Raw genomic sequence first — 22,519 nt, 5'->3', positions numbered from 1 at the left:
TGCACATCGGCACCGATAACGATCATGGAAGATGCCTTCCTGTCAGAGTGGAGTGGCGACAGTCGGGCCGGTCGGCGGACACATCTCAGTCGGGGCGATGCCACGCTCCTATCAAGTCACGCCGGCCGGTCCTGACACACCAGGCATCGGCACAATGAGCCAACACCAGCCCAATACAGCCAGGGGCGGTAACCAGCGGTAGAGCCAGATGCCTGATGGTCAGAACCCAACCACCACCGAAGTGGCTAGACAACCCTGACACTGAAACCAGCGGTGGTTGCGGCTCGGGCAGCTGTGGTTGCCGGGTGGCTTCGACTCGGCGCCTCGCTGGCGCTCGGTGCCGGCTCAACCAGCGGTGGTTGCGGTTGCGGCTGCGGCTCAACCAGCGGGAGGGGGCTCACCCGACCGTCAGCACCGCGCGGAGGTACTCCCACTCCATCCGTCCGTCGGTGAGGTAGCGGTCGGCGTGCGCGGCGATGGCGGCGTCGAGTTCGTCGACGCGCGCGGGGTCGTCGCCGACGTTGCGGTACGCCATGATGGTCGGGCCGTAGTGCGCCTTGAAGAAATCGCGGAACGCCGCGCCGTCGTCGAACTCGCTGATCGCCACGGTCTCGGTGACGAACTCGTGGTCGGTGACACCGGAACCGAACAACGACCGCACGTGGTCGGCGTCGCCCCAGAGCGGCCCCGGCTGCGCACCGGGCGGCGGTGGCGGGGCGTACGGCTTCATGACCGCGAACAACTCACCGATGAATCCCGTTGGAGTCCAGTTGATCAGGCCGATCCGTCCGCCGGGACGCACGACTCGCACGAGTTCGTCGGCACACCTCTGGTGATTCGGCGCGAACATGACGCCCACGCACGACGTCGCGATGTCGAAGTCGTTGTCGTCGAACGGGAGATCTTCGGCGTCGGCGGTGCGCCAGGTGATCGGCAGGTCGCGGTGCCGGGCTTCGCCCACGGACAGGAGCTCGGGCGTGAGGTCGCTGGCGACGACGTGCCCGCCGGCTTCGGCCGCGGGCACGGCCACATTCCCCGCTCCGGCGGCGACGTCGAGTAGTTTGTCCCCGGCGGTGATGTGCAATGCGTCGACGAGGCGGCGGCCCAGCGGCGCGATGAGGTCGGCGACGGCTGGATAGTCGCCCGACGCCCACAGCTTGCGGTGGCGGGCCTTGATCTCGGCGTCGAACGGGGTGGGATGGGTCGTGGTCATGATGGCGGTCCCTCGAAGTCGTCGAATGGTGGTCGTCCGTGACCGGACACAACGAGCATCCGACGAAGTCCGACCCGTCCTCTAGACCAACATCTGTACTGGCGGCAGTTCAGTTTCTGTACTGGTCATCAGCCGGCGACGGGTGTGTACTGGGTGAAGACGTTTTGACACGGGGCCGGCTCGACCAGCAGTGGGGAGGCTGCGATGACATCGTATGGACAATTCTGTCCGGTGGCCAAGGCGATGGAGTTGCTCGACGAGCGCTGGACGATTCTCGTCGTCCGCGAACTGCTTTTGGGCAGTCGGCATTTCAACGAGTTGCGACGCGGGGTGCCGAAGATGTCGCCGGCTCTGCTCACCAAGCGCCTACGCAGTCTGGAACGTGCCGGGGTGATCAACCGCAGCGTTGTCGGCGGTCGTTCGGTGTACACGTTGACGACGATGGGTGAGGAGCTCACCACGGTCGTAGAGGCGTTGAGCGCGTGGGGTATCCGCTGGATCGGTGAGCTGGGCGACGCCGACCTCGACCCGCATCTGCTCCTGTGGGACATGCACCGCACCGTCCCGGTCGACCGGTGGCCGCGACGACGCACCATGGTGCAGTTCGTCTTTCACGATGTCATCGGCAAGGCGAGCACATGGTGGCTGGTCGTCGCGGGTGGTGAGGCGCAGGTGTGCGACTTCGACCCCGGTTACGAACTCGACGCCACCGTGATGACCGATCTGCGTACTCTCACCGAGATCTGGCGGGGCGACATCGACTGGCGTCTGGCGCTCGCCGCCGACCGCGTCGAGATCCACGGTGCCGCGGGGGTGGCACGAGACGTGCCGTCGTGGATCGGGCAGAGCCTCTCGTCGGCGGTCCCGCGACCGGCGTGAGCGCCGCGGGCACCGTCAGGCGATGTCCCGGCGGAACGTCGTGTAGCGACCGATGACCGCGAACGCGGCGATGTAGGCGAGTATGACGAGGGCGCCGGCCCATTGCGGGAGCAGGTCGTCACTGCCACCACCCATCGTGGCGAAGAAGCTGGAGCCGACGAGGGCGTCGGCGGCCGACCCGGGCAGGAACTTCGACACCGACGACGTGACGTCGAAGGTCGCCAGCGCGATGCGTGCGATCGGTTCCACGAGCTGGGTGAAGGCCAGCAGGATCACGATCGCGGCGACCTGGTTGGACACCACGGCGCCGAACGCCACCCCCATCGCGGTCCATAGGACCATCACCAGCATCGACAGGCCGATCACCTCGAGGGTGGAGCTGTCGCCGAGGAACGCGCCGTCCCCGACCGTCGCGAGGATCGGTGCCGCCGTCGCGACGACCGCCAGAGTGCCGAGGACGCCGTAGAGGAGCCCCATCGGGATGCCGGCGATCAGCTTGGCCACCAACAGGATTCCGCGTCGCGGTTCGACGAGCAGGCTCGCCGTGATGGTCTTGTGCCGGAACTCCCCGGTCACCGCCAGGCTGCCGATCACCAGCGCGAACACGTAACCGATCGGGCTGGTGAGGGCGTAGATCGAGCGGGCCAGATCGGCGCCGACGAGCGTCGTGGGTTGTTGCATGGCATTCTCGGTCGTCATCGAGAACGCCAGTGCCGCACCGATGAACCCGAGATAGGCGACCATGGCGATGAGCAGGACCCACCACATCCGCGTGGAGGTGAACTTGCGGTACTCGGCGATCAGGGCGGCCCTCATCGGGCTGCCCCCGGCGACGTCGGTGCCGAGTTCGGACCGGGATCGGCTGACCCGCCGGCGAAATGACTGGTCGGTGCGTCCGAAGACTTCGTGAGATGCAGGAAGACCGCCTCGAGATCGGCGCCGACGTCGGCGAGCTGGTGGAGTTCGATGCCCGCGGTGAAGGCGGCCGTCCCGACCGTGGCCGCGCTCACGCCGGGCACCCGGAAACCGTCGTGCGTGTCCTCGAGTTTCCACCCGCGTTCGCCCGCGAGTGCGACGAACGACGCCCGCGACGGCGTCCGCACGACGACCGCGTGCTCGGCGAGCGCCTCGAAGTCGGCGAGCGTGGAGGCCCGGACCAGTTTGCCGTTGCCGATCACCACCACGTCGTCGACGGTGCTCCGCACCTCGGCGAGCACGTGGCTGGAGACCAGGACCGTCCGTCCCTCGTGGGCGAGCGACCGCAGCAGCCCGCGCAGCCACACGATGCCCTGGGGGTCGAGACCGTTGGCCGGCTCGTCGAGCAGGATGATCTGCGGATCGCCGAGCAGCGCGGTGGCCAGGCCGAGGCGCTGCCGCATGCCCATCGAGTAACCGCCGACGCGGCGGTCCGCGGCCTGGGCGAGTCCGACGAAGTCGAGCACTTCCCGGCACCGCGACGTCGGGACCCCGACCTGCGGGGCGAGTGCCTTCAGGTGCCCGAGTCCGCTGCGACCGGGGTGGAAGCTCGACGCCTCCAGTGCCGCGCCGACGTGCTGGGCGGGTCGCGGGATCTCCCGGAACGGGCGGTCGCCGATGAGTGCCCGGCCGGCGGTCGGTTCGACCAGGCCCAGGAGCATCCGCAGGGTCGTGGTCTTACCCGAACCGTTCGGTCCGAGGAACCCGGTGACGCGACCGGGGGCAACGGTGAACGACAGGTCGTCGACCGCGGTCAGGCTGCCGAATCGCTTGGTGAGACCGTCGATCGTGATCGCGGGTGACTCCATCGGTGCCTTCCGTCGGTGGGCTGGCCCATACGCTATCAAACGCGCACGTGGTCAACCGCTTTCATGTCGAAACCCGCCGTGTACTAGTCACACTCGTTGCAGGACAACACATCCGACGATGCGGTCACAACCAATCGCGTTTGCGGAACGACAGATAGAGGCCGACGACCACGACGAGGATCAGCGTCGTGCTGGTGATGAAGCCGAGTAGTCGGTCGAAACCGGGGAACGGAACGTTCTGCCCGTAGAAGCCGGTGATGGCCGTCGGCACGGCGATGATCGCGGCCCACGCGGTCAGCTTCTTCATGACGGTGTTGAGTCGCGCGTCGGCGAGGGTCAGGTTGGTCTCGAAGACGGTGGTGATCATGTCGCGCAACGATTCCGTCCACTCCGACGCCCGGAGCGCGTGGTCGTAGAGGTCGGAGAAATGCGGGTCGAGCTCCGGTGGCGCGTGGTTGTCAAACCGCCGTCGTTGGATGCCGGCGATCACCTCGCGCATCGGCAGGACCACCCGTCGCAGGACGACGAGGTCCTTGCGCAGGTCGTAGGTTCGGCGCTGCAGTTCGCGGCCGGGGATGCGCTCGTCGAACAGCAGTGCCTCGAGGTCCTCGATCTCGTCGTCGAGGCGTTGCACGGCGTCGAAGTGCCCGTCGACGACGACATCGAGCAGTCCGTGCACGAGCGCGCCGATCCCGTACTGCGTGGCGCCGCTGTCCGACCAACGCCGCATGACCTCGTCGGTGTCGAGCGCCGGGGTCGGTCGCACGGTGATGAGCGCGTTGCGTTTGACGAAGATCGAGATGCGGTGCAGGTCGAACATCCGCGCCCGACCGTTCGCGGAGGATCGGAAGTCGGTGGCCGCGGAGCTGTCGTCATCGTCGTCGTCCCGGTCGTCGGCCGGCGCGTCGCCGTCGTGCAGCGACACCGCGTAGACCATCACGAAGGTGTGCCCGGTGTAGGTGACGGTCTTGACCCGTTCGGCCGCCGCGACCGTGTCCTCGATCGCGAACGGGTCGAGGTCGAGTTCGGCCGCCAACCGGGACAGGGTCTCGTGAGTGGGGCATTCCAGATCAGCCCAGATCAACTTCTCCGGATTGTCGAGACAGGTGGAGATCTCCTCGAGGTCGAAGCCGTCCACCGGGTCGCCGTTCCGCCAGATCTGACCACGGATGCGTTCGACGCCGCGAGATCCCGACACATCCGAGGGAACTGTCATGTGGCCATCGTGACACCGGTGGGGGTGTTCCGTCGGTGCGACAGGCAGGCGAGACGTCGACCACACCGGGTGGTCGTCGCCCGCGGGTAGCATCGAAATCGGTGTCTGTGGACGGGCGCGGACACCGATTCTCCAGGTAAGGCGGCGGCATGGTCGACAGCAGTTCCCGCGGACATCGCTTGATGCCCGCGCGCACGAGCGAACAGATCCGCGAGTGGTGCGATCGTTCGGCGGTACCGGGCGAGCGGCGCGAACTGTCGGACACCGCCGCGCTGCTCATCGCCTCCGGATATCTCACCCCGGGTGGTCGTGCGATCGTGGTGCGCCGGATCTCAACCGGTCGGCCGATGCCGTCCATGTCCGCGGGTTTCGGTGATCTGCGCCGCTTGCAGCGCGCGATCGTCCAGATCGAACACCAGTTGTCGAGCCCGGTGGTGCCCGGTGTGGTCGCGGCTGTGATGCGCAACCGGCTCAACGGCCTGCAACGACGCCGCGAGGACGCACGCAAGCAGATCGTCGCCGGTAAGGGTGTGTTCGCGTCGGGGACCCGGGCGATCCGACGCGAGCGACGGGAGAACGTCTATCTCGAGATCGAGGAACGAGACCGGTTGTTCGCCGGGCTGTTGTGCACCCCGACCCCCAACGTCAACGCGTCGAGCTATGTCCGTCGCGCCGGCACCGCCGCGTTCGACCGGATCGCCGGCGTGGTGGGGCAGGTCGCCGCGAAGTCGGGCAACTCGCAGGCGGGGCAGTGGGCGGACCAGTTCCTGTCGGGCGTGCGCGAGGCGCCGGGCGGAGCGACTCAGACCGGCGCCCCCCGCACCGCGGCCTTCGTCGACGGTTACGAGACGCTGCTGTTCATCACCGGTCACTACTACGACCGCATCCTCGGCAACCCCGCCTGGCGCTCCGACCACTTCGAGGTCCAGCGCACCCAGGTGAACCTGCACGCCGAGGTCGCCGAGATCGCCGCCGACGTCATCGCGTTGCGGGCGGTACGCATCGACCTCGACCGGGCCAAGCGCAACGGCGGCTTCGACCGCACCTTCGCCGCGCAGATCGATCAGCGTGAGACGACACTGCGACCGGTGTGGACCGAACTGATCGACCGTGTCCAGGCGCTCGGCGAGGTCGCGCATGTCGTCGAATCCGCGGCCGTCGAGCTGCAGGTCCTCGCCGAGTACAACAAAGCGGCCACCCTCGACGACCGCATCGATGCGTTGATCGCGCGGTCGGGCGACCGCGAGATCTCCGTCGACAACGCCAAACGGCTCACCGAACAGGTCCGCAGCGGCGAAGAGCAGTTGCGCATCTATCGAGATGTGTTGCAGGGCAACATCGCGCGGATCTCGCCGGCTGTGCCCCGCGAGTTACCCGCCCGCTACGAGCCGTCGTGACCACGTGCTGAGGTAGTCCTTCTCGGTGGGGGACAGCCGCCGGAGGGTGTGCTTCTCGATGTCGACGACGGCCATCTGCGTGCTCGCCACGCACGCCGGCCGACTGGCGTCGTCGGCAACGCCGCTGCGGATCTCGTAACCGATGGTGAAGTCCACCGAACGGAAACCCTTGATCCACATCCCGATTCGCAGCGGCGAGTCGTCGTGACGCAGCTGGGCCTGATATCGGATGTGGCGTGCACGATCATCGCGCTGGTGATCAGCGGGGCGTAGTCCTCGCCGGCGCTCAACAGCCACGCGATGCGCGCCTCCTCCATCAGCGTCACCATCCGCGCGTGGTTGATGTGTCCGAACGCGTCCATGTCCGACCAGCGCACTCCGACCTCGGCGACGAAGGCGAAGTCGTTCGGACCGAGTCCCGTGGTCGACGGTGGTTCGTTCCGCTCGGAACGCGCGTGGTGAACAGAAGGTGATGTGGGCATCGTCGACTTTCCTCGGGGGTCCCGGTGCCCGTGAGATGCCGTGGTCACGACCTTCCACTCGGCTGAACGCCGGGTAGTCTGTGAGTCTAGATGTCCGCGTCGGGCCGATCCGGTCGGCGCGGACTCGCACGTGGTGACACGACGAGGTCCCGGGTGCACTCCGGGGGGGATTGTCGGTGAGGGAGTTGGCGAGATGTCGAGGCGATTGATCGCGGGTCTGGTGTGCCTGATGGTGGGGATTCTGTCGACCCCGGCCATCGCCGACGCCGCTCCCAAACAGGTGGCGCGCATCGCCAAATCCGAGAAGCTGAGTGCGCTGCGTACCGACATCTGGGTCTTCTCACCGGCGATGAACGAGCGGATCAAGCTGTCGGTCCTCACCCCGGTCGGCGGATCGACGCCGCGGTCGACGGTCTACATGCTCGACGGCGCCGGCGCCGAGGGCGAGGTCAGCGACTGGATCACGAAGGGTCGCGCCGGACGCTTCTTCGCCGACAAGAACGTCAACGTCGTACTCCCCACCGGAGGAAAGGGCACCTTCTACACCGACTGGCAGAAGAAGGACGCCGCGCTCGGCAAGCCGATGTGGGAGACGTTCCTCACCAAGGAGCTGCCGCCGCTGATCGACGAACGGTTCGACGGCAACGGCCGCAACGCGGTCATCGGGCTGTCGATGGGTGGGCAGGCCGCGTTCTCCCTGGCCATCCGGCACCCGGAGATGTACACCGGCGTCGCCTCGCTCAGCGGCTGCCCGCCGGTGTCCGGTCCGGTCAACGAGGCCTACGTCCGTACGACGGTCGGTCGCGACGGCGGCGACGCCACCAACATGTGGGGCCCGTTCGGCTCCGCGGGCTGGCGCGCACACGACCCGAGTCTTCATCTCGACCGGTTGCGCGGGAAGAACATCTTCATCGCCGCCGGTTCGGGAGCCATCGGCCCCCTCGACCTCCAGCGTCAGATCGAGCCGGACGAGGGGCCGCGCGACGTCGTGACGGCATCCTCGTCGGCGCTCGAACTGGGTGCCTACCGCTGTTCGCTCGAGTTCGCCATCACGATGCGTGCCGCGGGGGTGCCCTACACCGACGGTTTCCGCCTCATCGGAACCCACACGTGGGCGTACTGGGAGCGCGACCTCGCGGCCCTGTGGCCGACCATCGGCCGGGGGCTCTGACCGGCTCGGTCGGCTCGCGGTCCAGGATCAGCTCCGGGGACCGTCCCAGCTCTCGGCGAACCGCAGGAACACGTCGTCCTCGGCGGCGTTGGTGACGGTCACCCGCACGCCGTCGCCGTCGAAGGGGCGGACCACCACCCCGGCGTCGACGCAGGAGCGCGCGAAGTCCATCGACGCCGCTCCCAGGTCGAGCCACACGAAGTTGGCCTGCGAATCGGGGACCCGGTAGCCCGCGTCGCGCAATCGTGCGGTGACGCGGGCACGTTCGGCGACGACCGCGTCGGTGCGGGCCAGCAACTGGTCGCCGGCGTCGAGGCTGGCGAGCGCGGCGGCCTGGGCGACGCTGCTGACCGAGAACGGCACGTGAACCTTGCCGAGGGCGGTGATGACCTCCGGATCGGCGATCGCGTAGCCCACGCGCAGCCCGGCCAGCCCGTACGCCTTCGAGAAGGTGCGCAGCACCACGAGGTTGCGGAACTCGCGTCGGAGTTCGAGTGCGTCGTACGCCTGACTCGACGGCAGGCGCAGGTACTCGAAGTACGCCTCGTCGAGCGCGACGATGACGTCGGACGGCACGCTCTGCAGGAACTCCCGCAGGTCGGCTGCCTCGACCACGGTCCCGGTCGGGTTGTTCGGATTGCACACGAAGATCAGCCGCGTGCGGTCGGTGATCGCGTCGGCCATCGCGCGCAGGTCGTAGGTCAGATCGCCGGTGAGCGGGACCTGGACCGGTGTCGCGCCCGCGACGCGCGTCGCCAGGGGATAGGTCTCGAAGGACCGCCACCCGAAGACCACCTCGTCGCCCGGTCCGCTGGTGACGAGGATGAGGTTCTGGCAGAGGATGACCGACCCGCATCCCACCTGGATCTCGTCTTCGGTGACCCCGAGGCTCTTGGCCAGCGCTGCGGTCAGCTCCACCATCCCGTTGTCGGGGTAGCGGTTCACGGCTGCGGCCGCCGCGCCGATCGCCTCGACGACGCTCGGCAGCGGACCTTCGGTGACCTCGTTGCTGGCGAGCTTCACCGCTCCCGGAAACGTCTTGCCCGGTACGTATACGGGAAGGTCGTCCAGGTCGGGGCGGATTCGCAGGCTCACCCGACCAATGTAGGCCGCGACCCCGATGAGGCAGAAACCGGCTCTGACCAACCGGTTTGCTTGTGGACGCGAAGGGTGTGTAACCTTTCGACTCGGCAGTTCGAAAGGACTCCGCCAAGGAGGCGTGCCAGAGCGGCCGAATGGGACTCACTGCTAATGAGTTGTCTCGCTAAAACGGGACCGGAGGTTCAAATCCTCTCGCCTCCGCCACCGCAGTCGGCCGACGGCGGTACAACTGAATAGCACGCGCCCGTAGCTCAACGGATAGAGCATCTGACTACGGATCAGAAGGTTTGGGGTTCGAATCCCTACGGGCGCACAGAGAATCGCCAGGCGAGACCATGTCTCGCCTGGCGTTTTGTTTCGTCTTCTCACCACGAGATGCTGATCCCCAACTATAGTTGCGATAGTCTAACTTTAGTTGGAGGGGAGTCGGAGATGCAGCTCCACAAGCCGTTCGCGACGGTGACGCCGACCCTGGACGGCGACGTGCTCGATGTCCTTGCGAGTGCAGACGAAACATTCACGATCACTCAGGTCCAGCGCATTCTCACCTCTGCGTCGGGAGAAGGAATTCGCAAGGTCCTCAACCGCCTCACCAAACAGGGCGTGGTGCTGCATGACGAGGTGGGTAGGACCCACACTTACCGTCTCAACACCGAGCATCTAGCGGCTGACGCAATCATGGCGGTATCGCGCCTGAACTCGACTTTTCTGCGCCGACTCGAACAACACCTGAGCAGCTGGGGGAGCACGCTGCGTTACGCCGCCGTGTTCGGTTCGGCCGCCACGGGGCGGATGGCGCTCGACAGCGACATCGATTTGTTCCTGGTGCGGGGCCCTGATTCCTCCGACGACGGGGACGACTTGTGGGAACAACGGGTGACCGAACTCGCTCGACTGATCACCGCGTGGACCGGTAACGACGGCCGGATTGTCGAGTACGCCGAGCAGGAGTTTCATGCCGCGGCCTCTGCCGGTGAGGCTGTGTTCGACGACGTGTCGAAGCAGGGCCTGACCGTCGCGGGGACACGGTCCTGGTTCAACGCGCAGCTGCGTTCGGTGAGGAGGCCTTGATGGCCGGACAGCGGAACTGTGACTCCGGGGTCACCGCGGGGCGTCTGTCGAAGGCGAACGAATTTTTCGACGCCGCAGAACTTCTCGTCGACGAAATGCCCAACGCTGCCGGCGACTTGTACGTCGATGCGGGTATCGCTGCCGCGGACGCGATCTGCTGCGTGCGCCTCGGTACGCACTCGAACACCGGCAACCACAGTGAGGCTGTTGCCCTGCTCCGGCGAGCGGACAGCGGATCCGAACGGCATCTGAATACGCTGCTCAATTTGAAGAACAAGGTTGCTTACACACATCAGGACCTGAGCTCCGCAGAGTTGAAGAAGATGAATCGCGCTGCGGAACATTTGGTCGAGGCGGCGAAGCAGGCGGTTGCGGCTCGGGGGTAGCGCCGCGTGCAGAAAGTCTGGGGTTCGAATCCCTACGGGCGCACCACAGAGGCCCGTCACCGATCCCGGTGACGGGCCTCTTCTGTGTGCACCGGAACCCTGGGTGGGTGGACGAGGTGCCGGTGCTGTCATCCATCTTCGCCGGCGTCCGGGACGTCGACACGAGTACGGCACTACCCCAATCGCCGGCGCCACCACTACGCGCGGAGGATCACCAACTGCTGGGTCGCCCGGGTCATCGACACGTAGCGGTCGACCGCGCCTTCGGTGCCCGCACCGAAGGCGTCGGGGTCGACGAGCACCACGAGGTCGAACTCGAGCCCTTTGGCGAGGGTGGGGGTGAGCGACCGCACGCGGTCGGTCCCGGCGAAGCCGGGTTCGCCGATCACACAGGCGATTCCGTCTCGATGCGTCGAGGTCCAGTCGTCGATCACGGTGTCGAGGTCTGCGCGGTCGCCGTAGGTGACCGGAATGCCCGCGCGCCGAACCGAAGTCGGCACGTTCGCATCGGGGAGGGCCGCGCGGATGACGGGGGCGGCCGCATCCATGATCTCTTCCGGGGTCCGGTAGTTGATCGTGAGTCCCGCCGAGGTGACGTCGCGCAGACCGACGCGCCGAAGTCGCTCTGCCCATGACTCGGGGAATCCGCGTCGTGCCTGCGCGCGGTCGCCGACGACGGTGAAGCTCTTCGACGGGCAACGGTCGATCAGCATCTGCCACTGGGCGTCGGTGAGTTCCTGCGCTTCGTCGACGACGATGTGCGCGAACGGCCCGGACAGTGGGCGGGCGGTCTCGCCCACGGACCCGTCCCCGAGGTGGTGGCGCAGGTTCTCGTGCCGGAGCATCGTCATGAGTCCCTCGCCGTCGTCGTGGACCTCGGCGGCGATCAGGTCGTCGACCACCTGGTCGATCCGCTCGCGTTCCCTCGCCAGGTCCGCGCGCTGCCGGCGACGTCGGGCCGACGCTGCCGGGTCCCCGATCCGGCGGTGGGCGCGGTCGAGGATCGGCAGGTCGGCATCGGTCCAGGCGTCGGGGACGCTGCGCTGGAGTGCGCGTACCTCGCCGGGCGACAGCCACGGCGCACACATGCGGAGGAAGGCCGGCACCGACCACAGGTCACCGACGATCTCGGCGGCGTCCAGTATCGGCCACGCTCGCGAGAAGGCCGCCGCGAGTTCGTCATTCGCCGCCAACGCACGACGCAGCGCGTGCTGGGGCACGTCGTCGTCGTGTCGCGACGCGATGATCGACACCAGTTCTTCCCACACCTCGTCCCGCGCCTCGTTGTGTGCGGTCCCGCTCTCGGCTGCGTCGAAGGCGTCCGCCCAGTCGCCGGCGGTCAGACTCGTTTCCGTCCAGGGTGTTTCGACCACGAACGGCGTCGTCGGCGGTTGTTCGTAGAACTTGACCGCCGGCTCGACCGCCTCGACCATCCGGGGCGACGACTTCAACCGTGCCACGTCGACGTCGGCTTCGGTTGTCGCCGAATCACCTTCGACGACGAGATCGGCGAGGGTGCACGTCTGGACGCTCTCCTCCCCGAGGCTCGGCAGCACATCGGCGACGTAGGCGAGGTACGGCCGATGAGGTCCGACGACGAGCAACCCGCCCCGATTACCGGCGAGGCGCGGATCGGCGTAGACGAGGTAGGCGGCACGATGCAGCGCGACGACGGTCTTGCCGGTTCCCGGCCCGCCGTCGACGACGAGGGTCCCGTGCGAGTCGGCTCGGATGATCGCGTCCTGATCGGTGGCGATGGTGCCCAGGACATCTCGCATGCGCGGGGAACGACTGGCGCCGAGGTCGGCGAGGAACGCGGACTGCTCGTCGAGCGCCGCGTGCGAGGTGAGCACCGCGGGGTCGTCGACGAAGACCTCGTCCCAGTAGTCGGTGATCCGGCCGTGGGTCCAGCGGTAGCGGCGTCGGCTCACCAGTCCCATCGGGTCGCGGCGGGTGGCGGCGAAGAACGGCGCGGCCAGCGGGGTGCGCCAGTCGACGAGCAGGGTCTCGCCGGCGGCATCGGTCAGCCCGAGCCGGCCGATGTAGAGGATCTCCCCGTCGTCGCGGACCAGCCGACCCAGGCACAGGTCGAGGCCGAACCGCCGCAGCGATCGGATACGTGCGCCGAGCTGGTGGATCTCCATGTCGCGGTCGACGGCCCGGCGACCCCTGCCACCGGCTTCGCGCCGAAGGTGCTGCAGGCGCTCGTCGGCGTAGGCCAAGGTGCGTCGAAGGTTCGTGGTGATCGAGGCGAAGTGTCGGGTGTCGTCGGCGACGAGGGCCGGATCGTTCTTCGGGGACAGGCTGTCGGGGAGGGCGAACACCGCGGTGGTCGTCGAAGTCGCGTCGTCGGGGACTGGGGCTTCGGGGACTGGGGTCTCGAGGACTGGGGTTTCGGGGACTGGGGGCACAGAGATGACTCCGAATCAGCAGGTGGCAGGGCTGGTCGTCGCAGGTGAGACAGCGATTCTGCACCGGATAGGGGGTCTTGCGGCAAGCCCCTGTCCAGGGCTTATGGTGAAAGGGGCAGAGATCGGCGGGTGCGCAGGTGAAACGGACCCCGATATCACTTGTCCTGGACGTCCGCGCAGCTGTTGCAGCCCACGGTGCTGTATGTGAAAGTACTTTCAGTTCACTACGGTGAACTCTTTTCGGTGGGGCCTGTCAGGGGGCTGCCGCCCCCGAGGGCACGGGGGTGGGGCGGCAGCGCGGCCACGGTTTCCGCGTCTCCGTCATCGATGTTCGGGCTCATTCGACCGACTGGTTCACTGTCGTCGCGGCATCGTCGTGGCCTGCGGTTTTCCGATCGTCGAGGTGGGCTCCCGACTTCGCGCCGTAAGGTCGGAGAGGGAATGACGCGCGGCGTCGAGCCGAACCGTAGGTTTCGGTCGAGGCCGCGCCGCGTCGGCGACGACGCTCGAGAATCCGACCGGAGGCCGACGATGGGACAGCCGTACGGGGGGCCGAACCCCGGCGCTCACGACCCTCGACGCCGCGACGGAGGCGGCAGCCAGACCGGCGGGTCGCCTCGCGATCTCTACGGGCAACCCGTCGCACCGCAGCTCTATCCGCCGCTCGGGTACGCCGCGGACGGGACCCCGATGTTCCGCCCCGGCCAGCCGACGAACACCGAGCTCACCATGGCCGAGCGCGCCGAGCGTGCCGAGGCCGAACGCGTCGCGACTGCCGAGCGGGAGGCCGAAAGCGCCGACGGCCGACCGGGATCACGCATTCGCAAGGTGCCCACCGCGACCCTGATCCTGACCCTGGGCGTGGTGGTGCTGCTCGTGGTGGCTTTCGTCGGGTTCCTCGGGCTGCGGGAGGAGGCACCGCAGGACCGCTTCGCCGACTCGCCGACGGTCACCGACACCATGCCGATCCCACGCACCTTCGAACCGCCCAGCCTGACCCCGCCCGACCCGGGACAGCGGCTCCCGGGTCAACCCGGTGAGCGCATCGATCCGCAGAACAAACCGGTGACCTACGAGGCGACCATCGACGGGCAGGCCACCATCCTCTACGTCGACGACAACGGCTTGCGCTCGGAGTTCGCCCCGACGAATCCGTGGACCGTCCAGTTCACCGGCGGGGTCAACCCGCTGCGCCTCCTGGTCATCGCCGGAACGGGCAGCTCGGTGAGTTGCTCGATCACGGTGGCGGGCGAGGTGGTGGTCGAAGACACCGTGACGCCGTCATCGACCCGCCGAACCGCGTCCTGTATCGCCTGAACGGTCACGTCTTCAGGGCCCCGGGCGGGGTGATCGGTCGGGTGACCAGGTCGTCCGATGTGTGATCGGGGCGGTTGCTCGCTACCGTGGTCACGTGAGTTCTCCGCAGACAGCCCCTGACAGCGGTCAGTCCTCCGCCACCAACGACGAGTTCAAGACGATGCTCACGTGGCGAGGCGAAGACACCGATCGACTGGAACAGGTCCGCCTGGTCGTGTCCGGCGCACGACTCAAGGCCTATGGACGGATCATCGCCGCGGCGACCGCCGACCACGAGGCGTTCTCCGCGTCGTACGAACTGCAGACCACCGATGCCGGTGTGGTCAAGCGGCTCACCGTTCACCTGGTACGCACTGACGGTGAGACGCAGTTCGGCATCACGCGCGACGACGAGGGCACGTGGCTGATCCGTCGTCCCGACGGTGAGACCACCCGCTCGGACTTCGACGGCGCCGAAGACGTGGACCTCGCATTGTCACCGATGTTCAACGCCTTGCCGATCCGGCGACGCGCTCTCTCGGCGTCGACTCCCGGTGCGGTCGAGATCCCGGTCGCGTACATGTACCTGCCCAGCGGAGACGTGAAGCCGGCGACGATGTCGTACACCCCGGGCACGGACGGATTCCGTGTGGTGTCGCCGCTTGCGACCACCACCATCACCGTCGACGAGAACAACTTCGTCGTCGACTACCCGGGTCTCGCACGCCGGGTCTGACGTGTGCGGGCGGCCCCAGGGACGCGGCGCGGCGGTCAGCCCACCCACACCCGGCCCTGATGGGCCTGCCGGCGTAGTTCCTGCTGCCACCCGTCGTCGCCGACCGTCACCCCGGAGATGACCTCCGCGGCGCCGGAATGCAGTTGCTCGTACGCCTTTCGCGCGCGGTGCCCGTCGTCGACCAGCACTTCGGCGGTTCCGTGGTCGCGGAGTTCGTCGCGGACGGCGGTGAGGCGGTCGATGGTCTCGCTGAGGACGTTGAGCACGGCGATGCCGTTGGCCTCGATCATCGCGCGCTGCAGGGCGGGTGCGGTGCCGGCGACGCGGGTGCCGTCGCGAAAGCTGCCGGCGGCCAGGCGTAGGGCGAGGTCGCTCTCACCGGCCCCGACGGCGGCCGTGGCCGCGGCGGTCAGGTGTGGCAGATGCGAGATCGCGGCGACCGCCCGATCGTGCGCGTCGGGTGCGACCGGCACCACTCGCGAGCCGACCGTCACGGCCAGCGCGGCCACCGTGAGCCAGTCGTCGGCCGGGGTGTGGTCGGTGGTGGTGACCGCCCACATCGCCCCGTCGAAGAGGGTGGCGTCGGTTGCCGCCCAACCCGACGAACTGGTCCCGGCCATCGGATGCCCGCCGACGTATCGACCTCCGGGATGCAGATCGGCGAGTAGGCGCTCGACTTCCTGCTTGACGCTGATCACGTCGGTGACCAGGAGCCCGGGCGCGTTCTCGGCGATGGCCGTCACCAGGGGGCCGATCGTCGTCACCGGTGTCGCGAGCACGAGCAGCGCGTCCGACGACGCCGCACGCTCGAGTGTCGCAACGAGATCCGCGGACGCGTCATAACCGTCGCCGATGGCCGCATCGACGGTCGTGGCCGACCGGTTGTAGCCGAACGCCTCGTGCCCGGCGTCGTGCAGGGCCCGCAGCAGCGAGCCGCCGATCAGGCCGAGACCCAGCACACAGACCGGCGTGGAAAGGGCGACAGCGGGGGACGACGGCGCGGCAGTCACCCTGACACGTTCCCATACCGGTCATGCCCGGTGAACCGGGACTTGGGAGTACCGGTGATAGGGGCTACGGTTTGTCGCATGGCCGGTGCCGGATTTGGGAAGTCGGGGTCGAACGCGCAGGACGTGGACGACGACATCGACGGTTTCGCCGTGGCGGTCGTCCGCGACGAGAGCGGGTGGAAGGTCACCGCGATGAAACCGTCGGCGCTCTCCGATCTCGAGGACGCCGAGACCCAGTTGCGTGAGCTGCGTTCGGCGGGCGCGGTCTTCGGACTCCTCGACGTCGATGACGAGTTCTTCATCATCGTCCGGCCGTCGCCGACCGGGGCGCGTCTGCTGATCTCCGACGCGACCGCCTCCGTCGACTACGACATCGCGGTCGACGCATTGGATGCCCTCAACATCGAGGTCCCCGACATCGATCCGGACGAGCTCGATCAGATCGATCCGTGGGAGGAAGGGGACCTCGGGCTGCTCGCCGACCTGGGACTGCCCGACGCGGTCATGAGCATCATCGTCGGGGACACCGATCTGTACGCCGACGAACAGCTCGGCATGATCGCGGCGCGGCTCGGTTTCGCCGACCAGCTGGGCAAGGTTCTCGACTCCCTCGGCCACTGAGCCCGCACGAAGCCGCGCGATGAGTGCGCCCGCCTGGGAGGCCATGGTCCGGTCCGCGCTCGACGCGGCGGCACTGTCAGGGACCGACGACGTACCAATCGGGGCAGTCGTGTTCGACCCCGAGGGCGTCGAACTGGCCCGGGCCGCCAACCGTCGCGAGGCCGATTCCGATCCGACGGCCCACGCCGAGGTGCTTGCGCTGCGTGCCGCGGCGCGGGCGTTCGGTGATGGATGGCGGCTCCCGGGATGCACGATCGCGGTGACCGTCGAACCGTGCACGATGTGTGCCGGAGCGATCACGCTGTCCCGGGTCGACGCGGTTGTCTTCGGGGCGTGGGAGCCCAAGACCGGTGCCGTCGGTTCGTTGTGGGACGTCGTCCGCGATCCACGGCTGTCGCATCGCCCCCAGGTGAGGGGCGGCGTCCTCGAAGCCGAGTGCCGCGCACTCATGGTCGACTTTTTCGCCACCCGACGACACCCGTGACCGTCGTGATCTCGGGGTCGTGAGGACTCAAGATCGGTGAGATCTCAGGGTGCGGACCGGTGGTCGGCGGCGGGCGGTCCTGGCAGATTGGACGTCAGCATCCCCGATCCGCGAGGAGTAATCATGACCGATCCGTCCGACAAGGTGACCGCGGCCTTCGACACCGCCAAGGCCAAGATCAACGAGCTCGCCGAGAGCGGCAAGGTCCAGGAGGCGCTGGGTACCGCGCGCGACAAGATCGACGAGTTCGTCGAGAGCAAGCAGGTCCAGGATGCGCTGGACACCGCCAAGGACAAGCTCAACGATCTCGCCGAGAACGAGAAGGTCCAAGAGGCGTTCAGTACCGCCAAGGACAAGATCAACGAGGTGTCCCAGAAGTTCAACAGCCGCTGACAGGTCACTGACCTGCGGTCATGCAGCTCAGTGCACACCTGTGGCACGGTGGGATGCGGGAGTCCGCTCCCCAGGCGGCGCCAGTGTCGAGCAGCCGGCGCGTCGGTCGTCGCCGAGTTCTTCCACATCGGACGGCACCCGGCCGCGCCGAACCTCACCGAGGAGGCTTCATGGGAACCACGGACGACGCCAAGAACAAGGCCGAAGAGCTCAAGGGTCGCGGCAAGGAAGCTGCCGGCAGCCTCACCGACGATCAGGACCTCAAGAACGAGGGCAAGGGCGACCAGGCGCAGGCCGAGGGCAAGCAGAAGATCACCGACGCCGCCGACGCCGTCAAGGGCAAGATCGACGACGTCAAGGACAAGCTGACCGGCCACTAGGCCCCCTGCTCCCTGAGGTGCGAGGAGCGATAGCGACGAGCCTCGAAGGGGCCTGCCGAGACGAGTTGCGAGGACCCTTCGTGACGCTCGCAAGCTCGCTCCTCAGGGGGCGGGGGTGGGCCTGAGCAGCCGATTTAAGTCTGACCGCGGGTCTGCGGTACAGTCTTCGGCGGTGGCGTGTCCGAGCGGCCGAAGGTGCAGCACTCGAAATGCTGTGTGCGGTAACCCCGTACCGAGGGTTCAAATCCCTCCGCCACCGCCAGAAATGGCCCCCCATCCTCACGGGTGGGGGGCCATTTCGCATCTCTGGGAGCGGTGGTCGGTCAGCCCATGCTGAACGGCTTTCCGTACACGGCGATCGACTGCGACACGTTGTCGGTGGTGATGCTCACCTTGGCGTACGACCGGGCCTGCGCGTAACCGGCGCAGCCGTTCACCATCATGGTCTCGTTGGTGTACGCCAGCGTGCCCTTGCCGCCGGAGAAGCTGATCGACGACGAGTGGCCGGCCGCACCGAACGCGTCTTTGTACTCACGGTCGTTGATGACGTAGTTGACCGCTTGGCCGGGCCCGATGGTCACGCCGGCGCCGGTCTCGGCCGTCGTGGTCGCGCTCTGGAGGTCGAAGTTGGGTGCGGTCGCGCCGGCCCTGCTGTTCGAGTTGCCGCCCAGTGTTAGCTGGCAGCCGACGATGTAGCCGGCGCCGACACCGATCTTCGCGGCCGGGTCGGACGTGGTCACCACATACTTGCCGGACACCCAGGCGTTGCGGTGCAGGGGCGTGGCGCCCATCGACGGGGTGATCCGCGCGGACTCTTTGCTGCGCGTGATGGTCACCGTCGTACCGTCTTTCAACTTCTTCGTGACGGATTGCCCGGGGAGTTGGACGGTGGTGTCGGCGTGTGCGGGTGCGGCATCGAGGACGGGTATCAGTGCCGCGCAGGCAACTGCGGTCGTGGACGCGATGATCCGGGTGCGCGTGGCGCGGCGCTTGGTGACGGTCATGGGAGCTCCGATTCGGCGGGTCATGGTGGTGGACAACGGGTTCGCGGTCAGCCGATGGAGAACGGCTTGCCGTAGAGGTTCACCTTCTGGTGCACCTCGCCGGTGGTCTCGATCGTGGTGAATGCTCGTGCCTGGGCGTATCCGCCGCAGTTCTGCACGTCGATCTGCGCGTCGTCGTAACCGAGGTGGTAAGTACCGGCCTTCTCGATGTTCTTGGTGTTCAACACCACGAACGTGACGTCGCCGGCGGCCAGCGGGACGGTCAGGGTCCCCGACAGGGAGGGTGCGGTCGGGGTCAACGATCCGGACAGACCGCCCTGCAGGCCCTTGATGTTCACCTGGCACCCGATGATGTAGCCGGTGGACAGGGTGGCCGCGGCGCCGTTCGTGGCGGTTCCGTTGCTTCCGGGCAGGGTGGTCTCGCCGGCCGCGCCGACGCTCGGTCCTGCCTTCGCCGGTTTGAGATTCGGTGCGTACAAGGTGATCTGGCCGCTGACCCAGGTGGTTCTGGACACGCCGTTGGCAGCCATCGACGTCGAGACCCGCGCGCTCTCCTCGGATCGGACGATCTGGACGCCCTCACCTTTCGCGGTGCCGCCCGGAAGCCGGACGAATGTGTCTGCGCCCGCCGACGCGGCGCCGGCGAGCAGCGCGGCAGTCACCGATCCGCCGATGAGTGCGGACAGTCCGACGGCCCGCAGGGTTCGTTGTGTCATCTCGTGCTCTCCTCGTGTCATCAACCCGTTCGGAAACGGGGTGTCGCATGAACGTCGGGACTCATCGCAGGGGGAGACCCGACAGCTGCGGCAGGGTGGGATCGTAGGTGAACGTACCCTAAACTCGATATCAGTGAAAAACTATGTAGGGGGTTGACACCGACCCGCTTGGTAAAGGTAGCCTAACCTCTGCAAGGTGAGGGTCTCATGCCGGTGCGAGACGGTGGAGTCGCCCGCGAGTTCTACGAGTTCGGCTGCACGGCAGACGAACTCGCTACGCATACGGGGATGTGTGAGTCAGACGTCGGCTTCATGTTCGCTGCTGAGCGGCGCCCACGACACCCATGGCTCGCTGCCCGCGGTGCGCACCGGTGACGCCGTCATCGACTTCGAACGGTTCTACGAGTCCGTGGAATGGATGGCCGAGCAACTGGTCTCCTGCGGGGTCCGCGCGGGCAGTCGGGTGGGTCTCGTGATCCGCACCGGCTGGGAGTTCGTGCTCGCCTGGTATTCCTTGCTGGAGGTCGACGCCGTCACGGTTCCGATCGTCCTCGGCCCAGCGAACGAACCGGCACATTCGTGCGAGATCGGTTTCGTGCTCGCTCATGTCGATCAATGCACCGAGGTCGAGGATCTGGTCGAAGCCACCGTGCCCCGGAGCCACTGTCGTCAGATGTACCGCGTCGGCGACGAGTTCGTCCTCGCTGCACTCCGGACGGCGGACATGCTCCGGAACGAGGGCGGCCTCGTCGACCTCGGACACGGACCACAAGCCGCCACCGGCCAACTCATCGCCGAAGCGGAGCGGATGGTGGCGGACGTCGGGCTGCGTCGTGGCGAGTATGTGTCTTTCGAAGGCGATCTCGGTACTCGCGACACCATGGTCCGGATCCTCGCCTGCGCGTCGGCCGGCGCATGCGTCGCGGTCGACGCCCCGTACGGCGAGCCCCACTGGGGTGCCCCAAGCACTCGCTGACCGATGCCCGACGCTCAGCGCAGTGTGGCCGCGACCCGGTCCGCGAGGTCGGTCTCGCGACGCCTGCCGAGGAGCTCGACGACGTCGTTGATTCCGGATTGCGGTGGCAACCACAGTGATTCGGCGAGCACCTGGAGGAGTCGGGTTCTGGTGAGCCGGGCCGGCTGCCGCCCGATCCGGGTCAGGATGTCCGCGGCGGACGACGCGGTTGCCTGGTCGGCCCGTCGAACGGTGAAGGTGTGCGGCCCGAAGTCGAGGAACACGGGCGTACCCGGTTCCAGTTCGAGCTCATCGATGAACCGCTTGATCGAGCCGGATCGTGCCTGAACCGATGCCCACGTGAAAGCCTGTGTGCCCAGCGCGGTCTCGAGTGTGACCGGTGAACCGGGGCCGATGCCGAGAAGTCCGGCGAGTGCGCTGGGTATGTTGAAACCCGTTCCGCGACACTGCGCGGGAGTGATCGTCGTCGCCCAATGCACGACGTCGTCTTCGCGGTACAGTCCGCGCGTCCGTCCCGGCGTCCGCCGCGGCCGATGTGGTCGTTCGCGTCGGGTGACGATGCCGTCGCGGATCTGGAATTCGCCGGCACCGGCATACGAACGGATTGTGGCCTCGCTGACGTCGTGACGACCGCGGATCGTCGCGATGACGTCGTCGAGGGGCACGGCCCCGTCGTGGTCGGAGAGAATCGCATCGATCTGCAGATGGACCGGCTCGTATCGTGGAAGGCCCCATTTGGCAAGGCCGTAGCGGGTGCGGTCGGTTCTGACGATACGCACGTCCGAGGCGAGCGCGTTTCGAATACTGTTGTGGGCACGCGGGATCGCCGAAGTCGCGTCGATGATGTCCCCGAAGGTCAACGGCGCGCCGCGGATCGAGAGCGCTGCGACGACGATCTCGCCCGTCGTCGACCGGGCGGCGATCGCGTGGCCGTCGAGTAGTTCGTATCCCGCCCGCAGTAGCCACCGTGCGGCCGAATCGCCGGACAGGCCCAGGTGATCCGCGATGGTGATGACCGAAGCCACCTCGCCGGGGCGCGCCGCCGCCTCGACCGCCGACTTCGTGAACTCGGCGACCGAGCGCAGGCTGCCCCGGATGATCCAGTTCTCGCTCGTGCGCAGACCCGACGCCGCGGCCACCACCCGCCAGCACGGGGCCTCGACGCCGCCCACCGGAGTCCCGGCGAGCGTCGAGTCGGCCATGAGCGCAGCGGCGTCCGCGACCGGAGCGGCCCGGCGGTTGATCATCGCCGACAGGTCGGCGAGGGCCGGGTCCGCCTCGATCAACGAGCGCAGGCGGTGTCGTGTGGAGCGATCGATCTGGGTGACTCGCTCGCGGGACAACCCGAGAAGGTCGGCGACCTCCGACTGGGTGCGAGGGCTGGCAGCGTAGACGCGCTCGGTCAGCACCCGCCGCTCCTGGTCGGACAGGCCGGCGTCGAAGGCGGCGACCGCGTCGAGCGCGCGTCCGTCGTCCGGCGACCGTCTCGACGGTAAGGGTCCGTTGGCGTGCGCGGTCATGGATGGTGCTTCCTCGGCGGTCGGGTGACGTCGTGCAACGGTGGCCCGCCCAGGGTTCGCCGAACGCTCGCGAGGGCCTGCGCAGAGCACCTCACACGCTACCGGGACCCCGCGCACGCAGAGCTCGACCGGACCGACGACGACGTCCGGTGTCGGATTGTCCCCCGAGCACAAAGGTCGCGAGGAAGTCTGGCCTCCGCGACCGTTTCGGTTCGGCTCCCGCTTTCATAGTGTTCTGGATCACATCAACCACGACGATCTCGGAGGCAAGC

Annotated in this window: 22 protein-coding genes, 3 tRNA genes and 1 pseudogene; 15 read left to right on the top strand and 11 right to left on the bottom strand. The window is 67.6% G+C overall.

All coding sequences use genetic code 11. The features are described 5' to 3' along the window. Positions 1-397: 397 nt before the first annotated feature. Entirely contained in the window at positions 398-1,213 is an 816-nt protein-coding gene (locus tag ACFUEJ_RS10180; RefSeq protein WP_388029049.1) for a class I SAM-dependent methyltransferase, read from the bottom strand. Positions 1,214-1,417: 204 nt separating this feature from the next. On the opposite strand from ACFUEJ_RS10180, the gene ACFUEJ_RS10175 reads away from it, so the two are divergent. Beyond that, complete coding sequence (locus ACFUEJ_RS10175) at positions 1,418-2,092, top strand: winged helix-turn-helix transcriptional regulator (protein ID WP_388029047.1); 675 nt, start codon at positions 1,418-1,420, stop codon at positions 2,090-2,092. A 15-nt stretch (positions 2,093-2,107) separates the two neighbouring features. Here ACFUEJ_RS10175 and ACFUEJ_RS10170 read toward each other — a convergent pair whose 3' ends face one another. From ACFUEJ_RS10170 to ACFUEJ_RS10160, 3 genes are all read right to left on the bottom strand, one after another. After that, entirely contained in the window at positions 2,108-2,908 is an 801-nt protein-coding gene (locus tag ACFUEJ_RS10170) for an ABC transporter permease (protein WP_259935526.1), read from the bottom strand. After that, entirely contained in the window at positions 2,905-3,876 is a 972-nt protein-coding gene (locus ACFUEJ_RS10165; protein WP_388029044.1) for an ABC transporter ATP-binding protein, read from the bottom strand. Before ACFUEJ_RS10165 ends, ACFUEJ_RS10170 begins: the two co-directional genes overlap by 4 nt. A gap of 124 nt (positions 3,877-4,000) precedes the next feature. Further along, entirely contained in the window at positions 4,001-5,092 is a 1,092-nt protein-coding gene (locus ACFUEJ_RS10160) for a magnesium transporter CorA family protein (RefSeq protein WP_388029042.1), read from the bottom strand. Between the two features lie 149 nt (positions 5,093-5,241). Between ACFUEJ_RS10160 and ACFUEJ_RS10155 the strand changes: the two genes are divergently transcribed. After that, positions 5,242-6,489: a hypothetical protein gene (locus ACFUEJ_RS10155; protein WP_226512134.1), complete on the top strand. Its 1,248-nt coding sequence runs from the start codon at positions 5,242-5,244 to the stop codon at positions 6,487-6,489. On the opposite strand, the pseudogene ACFUEJ_RS10150 reads toward ACFUEJ_RS10155, so the two are convergent. Continuing rightward, a pseudogene (locus ACFUEJ_RS10150) lies at positions 6,463-6,971 on the bottom strand (acyl-CoA thioesterase). The gene ACFUEJ_RS10155 and the pseudogene ACFUEJ_RS10150 sit on opposite strands and share 27 nt — an antisense overlap. 193 nt (positions 6,972-7,164) lie before the next feature. On the opposite strand from ACFUEJ_RS10150, the gene ACFUEJ_RS10145 reads away from it, so the two are divergent. Further along, positions 7,165-8,142, top strand: coding sequence for an alpha/beta hydrolase (locus tag ACFUEJ_RS10145; RefSeq protein WP_388029038.1), 978 nt, complete (start codon positions 7,165-7,167; stop codon positions 8,140-8,142). Positions 8,143-8,169: 27 nt separating this feature from the next. On the opposite strand, the gene hisC is transcribed toward ACFUEJ_RS10145, so the two are convergent. Further along, complete coding sequence (hisC, locus tag ACFUEJ_RS10140) at positions 8,170-9,237, bottom strand: histidinol-phosphate transaminase (protein WP_388029036.1); 1,068 nt, start codon at positions 9,235-9,237, stop codon at positions 8,170-8,172. A 118-nt stretch (positions 9,238-9,355) separates the two neighbouring features. On the opposite strand from hisC, the gene ACFUEJ_RS10135 reads away from it, so the two are divergent. From ACFUEJ_RS10135 to ACFUEJ_RS10120, 4 genes are all read left to right on the top strand, one after another. Beyond that, positions 9,356-9,447 (top strand) — tRNA-Ser (locus ACFUEJ_RS10135). A 36-nt stretch (positions 9,448-9,483) separates the two neighbouring features. Continuing rightward, positions 9,484-9,556, top strand: a tRNA-Arg gene (locus ACFUEJ_RS10130). A gap of 119 nt (positions 9,557-9,675) precedes the next feature. Beyond that, positions 9,676-10,314: a BlaI/MecI/CopY family transcriptional regulator gene (locus ACFUEJ_RS10125; protein ID WP_065631213.1), complete on the top strand. Its 639-nt coding sequence runs from the start codon at positions 9,676-9,678 to the stop codon at positions 10,312-10,314. Next, a complete protein-coding gene (locus tag ACFUEJ_RS10120; RefSeq protein ID WP_065631212.1) occupies positions 10,314-10,700 on the top strand; it encodes a hypothetical protein in 387 nt (128 codons plus the stop codon). Before ACFUEJ_RS10125 ends, ACFUEJ_RS10120 begins: the two co-directional genes overlap by 1 nt. Before the next feature lie 197 nt (positions 10,701-10,897). Here ACFUEJ_RS10120 and helR read toward each other — a convergent pair whose 3' ends face one another. Then, entirely contained in the window at positions 10,898-13,024 is a 2,127-nt protein-coding gene (gene helR / locus ACFUEJ_RS10115; protein WP_388029034.1) for an RNA polymerase recycling motor ATPase HelR, read from the bottom strand. A 618-nt stretch (positions 13,025-13,642) separates the two neighbouring features. Here helR and ACFUEJ_RS10110 point away from each other — a divergent pair. Both ACFUEJ_RS10110 and ACFUEJ_RS10105 read left to right on the top strand, forming a co-directional pair. Continuing rightward, the gene (locus ACFUEJ_RS10110; RefSeq protein ID WP_068972623.1) at positions 13,643-14,428 is read left to right on the top strand and encodes a hypothetical protein; all 786 of its coding nucleotides are present in this window, start codon (positions 13,643-13,645) and stop codon (positions 14,426-14,428) included. A 160-nt stretch (positions 14,429-14,588) separates the two neighbouring features. Further along, positions 14,589-15,143: a putative glycolipid-binding domain-containing protein gene (locus ACFUEJ_RS10105; RefSeq protein ID WP_082652894.1), complete on the top strand. Its 555-nt coding sequence runs from the start codon at positions 14,589-14,591 to the stop codon at positions 15,141-15,143. Between the two features lie 35 nt (positions 15,144-15,178). On the opposite strand, the gene ACFUEJ_RS10100 is transcribed toward ACFUEJ_RS10105, so the two are convergent. Further along, a complete protein-coding gene (locus ACFUEJ_RS10100) occupies positions 15,179-16,153 on the bottom strand; it encodes a prephenate dehydrogenase (protein ID WP_058250985.1) in 975 nt (324 codons plus the stop codon). Between the two features lie 78 nt (positions 16,154-16,231). Between ACFUEJ_RS10100 and ACFUEJ_RS10095 the strand changes: the two genes are divergently transcribed. From ACFUEJ_RS10095 to ACFUEJ_RS10075, 5 genes are all read left to right on the top strand, one after another. Next, positions 16,232-16,774, top strand: a complete 543-nt coding sequence (locus ACFUEJ_RS10095; RefSeq protein WP_388029030.1) for a tRNA adenosine deaminase-associated protein — start codon at positions 16,232-16,234, stop codon at positions 16,772-16,774. A gap of 19 nt (positions 16,775-16,793) precedes the next feature. Next, positions 16,794-17,258 (top strand): nucleoside deaminase, encoded by a 465-nt coding sequence (locus ACFUEJ_RS10090; RefSeq protein ID WP_176455868.1) that lies wholly within the window; start codon positions 16,794-16,796, stop codon positions 17,256-17,258. 123 nt (positions 17,259-17,381) lie between these two features. Then, positions 17,382-17,651 carry a hypothetical protein gene (locus ACFUEJ_RS10085; RefSeq protein WP_058250987.1) on the top strand — a complete coding sequence of 90 codons (270 nt, stop codon included), beginning with the start codon at positions 17,382-17,384 and terminating at the stop codon, positions 17,649-17,651. Positions 17,652-17,821: 170 nt separating this feature from the next. Next, positions 17,822-18,031: a CsbD family protein gene (locus tag ACFUEJ_RS10080; RefSeq protein WP_058250988.1), complete on the top strand. Its 210-nt coding sequence runs from the start codon at positions 17,822-17,824 to the stop codon at positions 18,029-18,031. 171 nt (positions 18,032-18,202) lie between these two features. Next, a tRNA-Ser gene (locus tag ACFUEJ_RS10075) sits at positions 18,203-18,293 on the top strand. Between the two features lie 61 nt (positions 18,294-18,354). Here the strand turns inward: ACFUEJ_RS10075 and ACFUEJ_RS10070 are convergent. Beyond that, positions 18,355-19,035, bottom strand: coding sequence for an MspA family porin (locus tag ACFUEJ_RS10070; protein ID WP_265967282.1), 681 nt, complete (start codon positions 19,033-19,035; stop codon positions 18,355-18,357). Between the two features lie 47 nt (positions 19,036-19,082). Further along, positions 19,083-19,751, bottom strand: coding sequence for an MspA family porin (locus ACFUEJ_RS10065; protein WP_068972621.1), 669 nt, complete (start codon positions 19,749-19,751; stop codon positions 19,083-19,085). Between the two features lie 292 nt (positions 19,752-20,043). Here ACFUEJ_RS10065 and ACFUEJ_RS10060 point away from each other — a divergent pair, with 292 nt between their 5' ends. After that, on the top strand, positions 20,044-20,727 hold the full coding sequence (locus tag ACFUEJ_RS10060; protein WP_265967278.1) for an AMP-binding protein: 684 nt from the start codon (positions 20,044-20,046) through the stop codon (positions 20,725-20,727). A gap of 14 nt (positions 20,728-20,741) precedes the next feature. Here ACFUEJ_RS10060 and ACFUEJ_RS10055 read toward each other — a convergent pair whose 3' ends face one another. Further along, positions 20,742-22,247 (bottom strand): sigma factor-like helix-turn-helix DNA-binding protein, encoded by a 1,506-nt coding sequence (locus ACFUEJ_RS10055; protein WP_388029024.1) that lies wholly within the window; start codon positions 22,245-22,247, stop codon positions 20,742-20,744. Positions 22,248-22,519 lie beyond the last annotated feature (272 nt).

The organism is Gordonia sp. NPDC057258 (genome assembly GCF_042668985.1).
Lineage (GTDB): Bacteria > Actinomycetota > Actinomycetes > Mycobacteriales > Mycobacteriaceae > Gordonia > Gordonia hongkongensis.
This window is presented reverse-complemented; position numbering and strand designations above follow the sequence as displayed.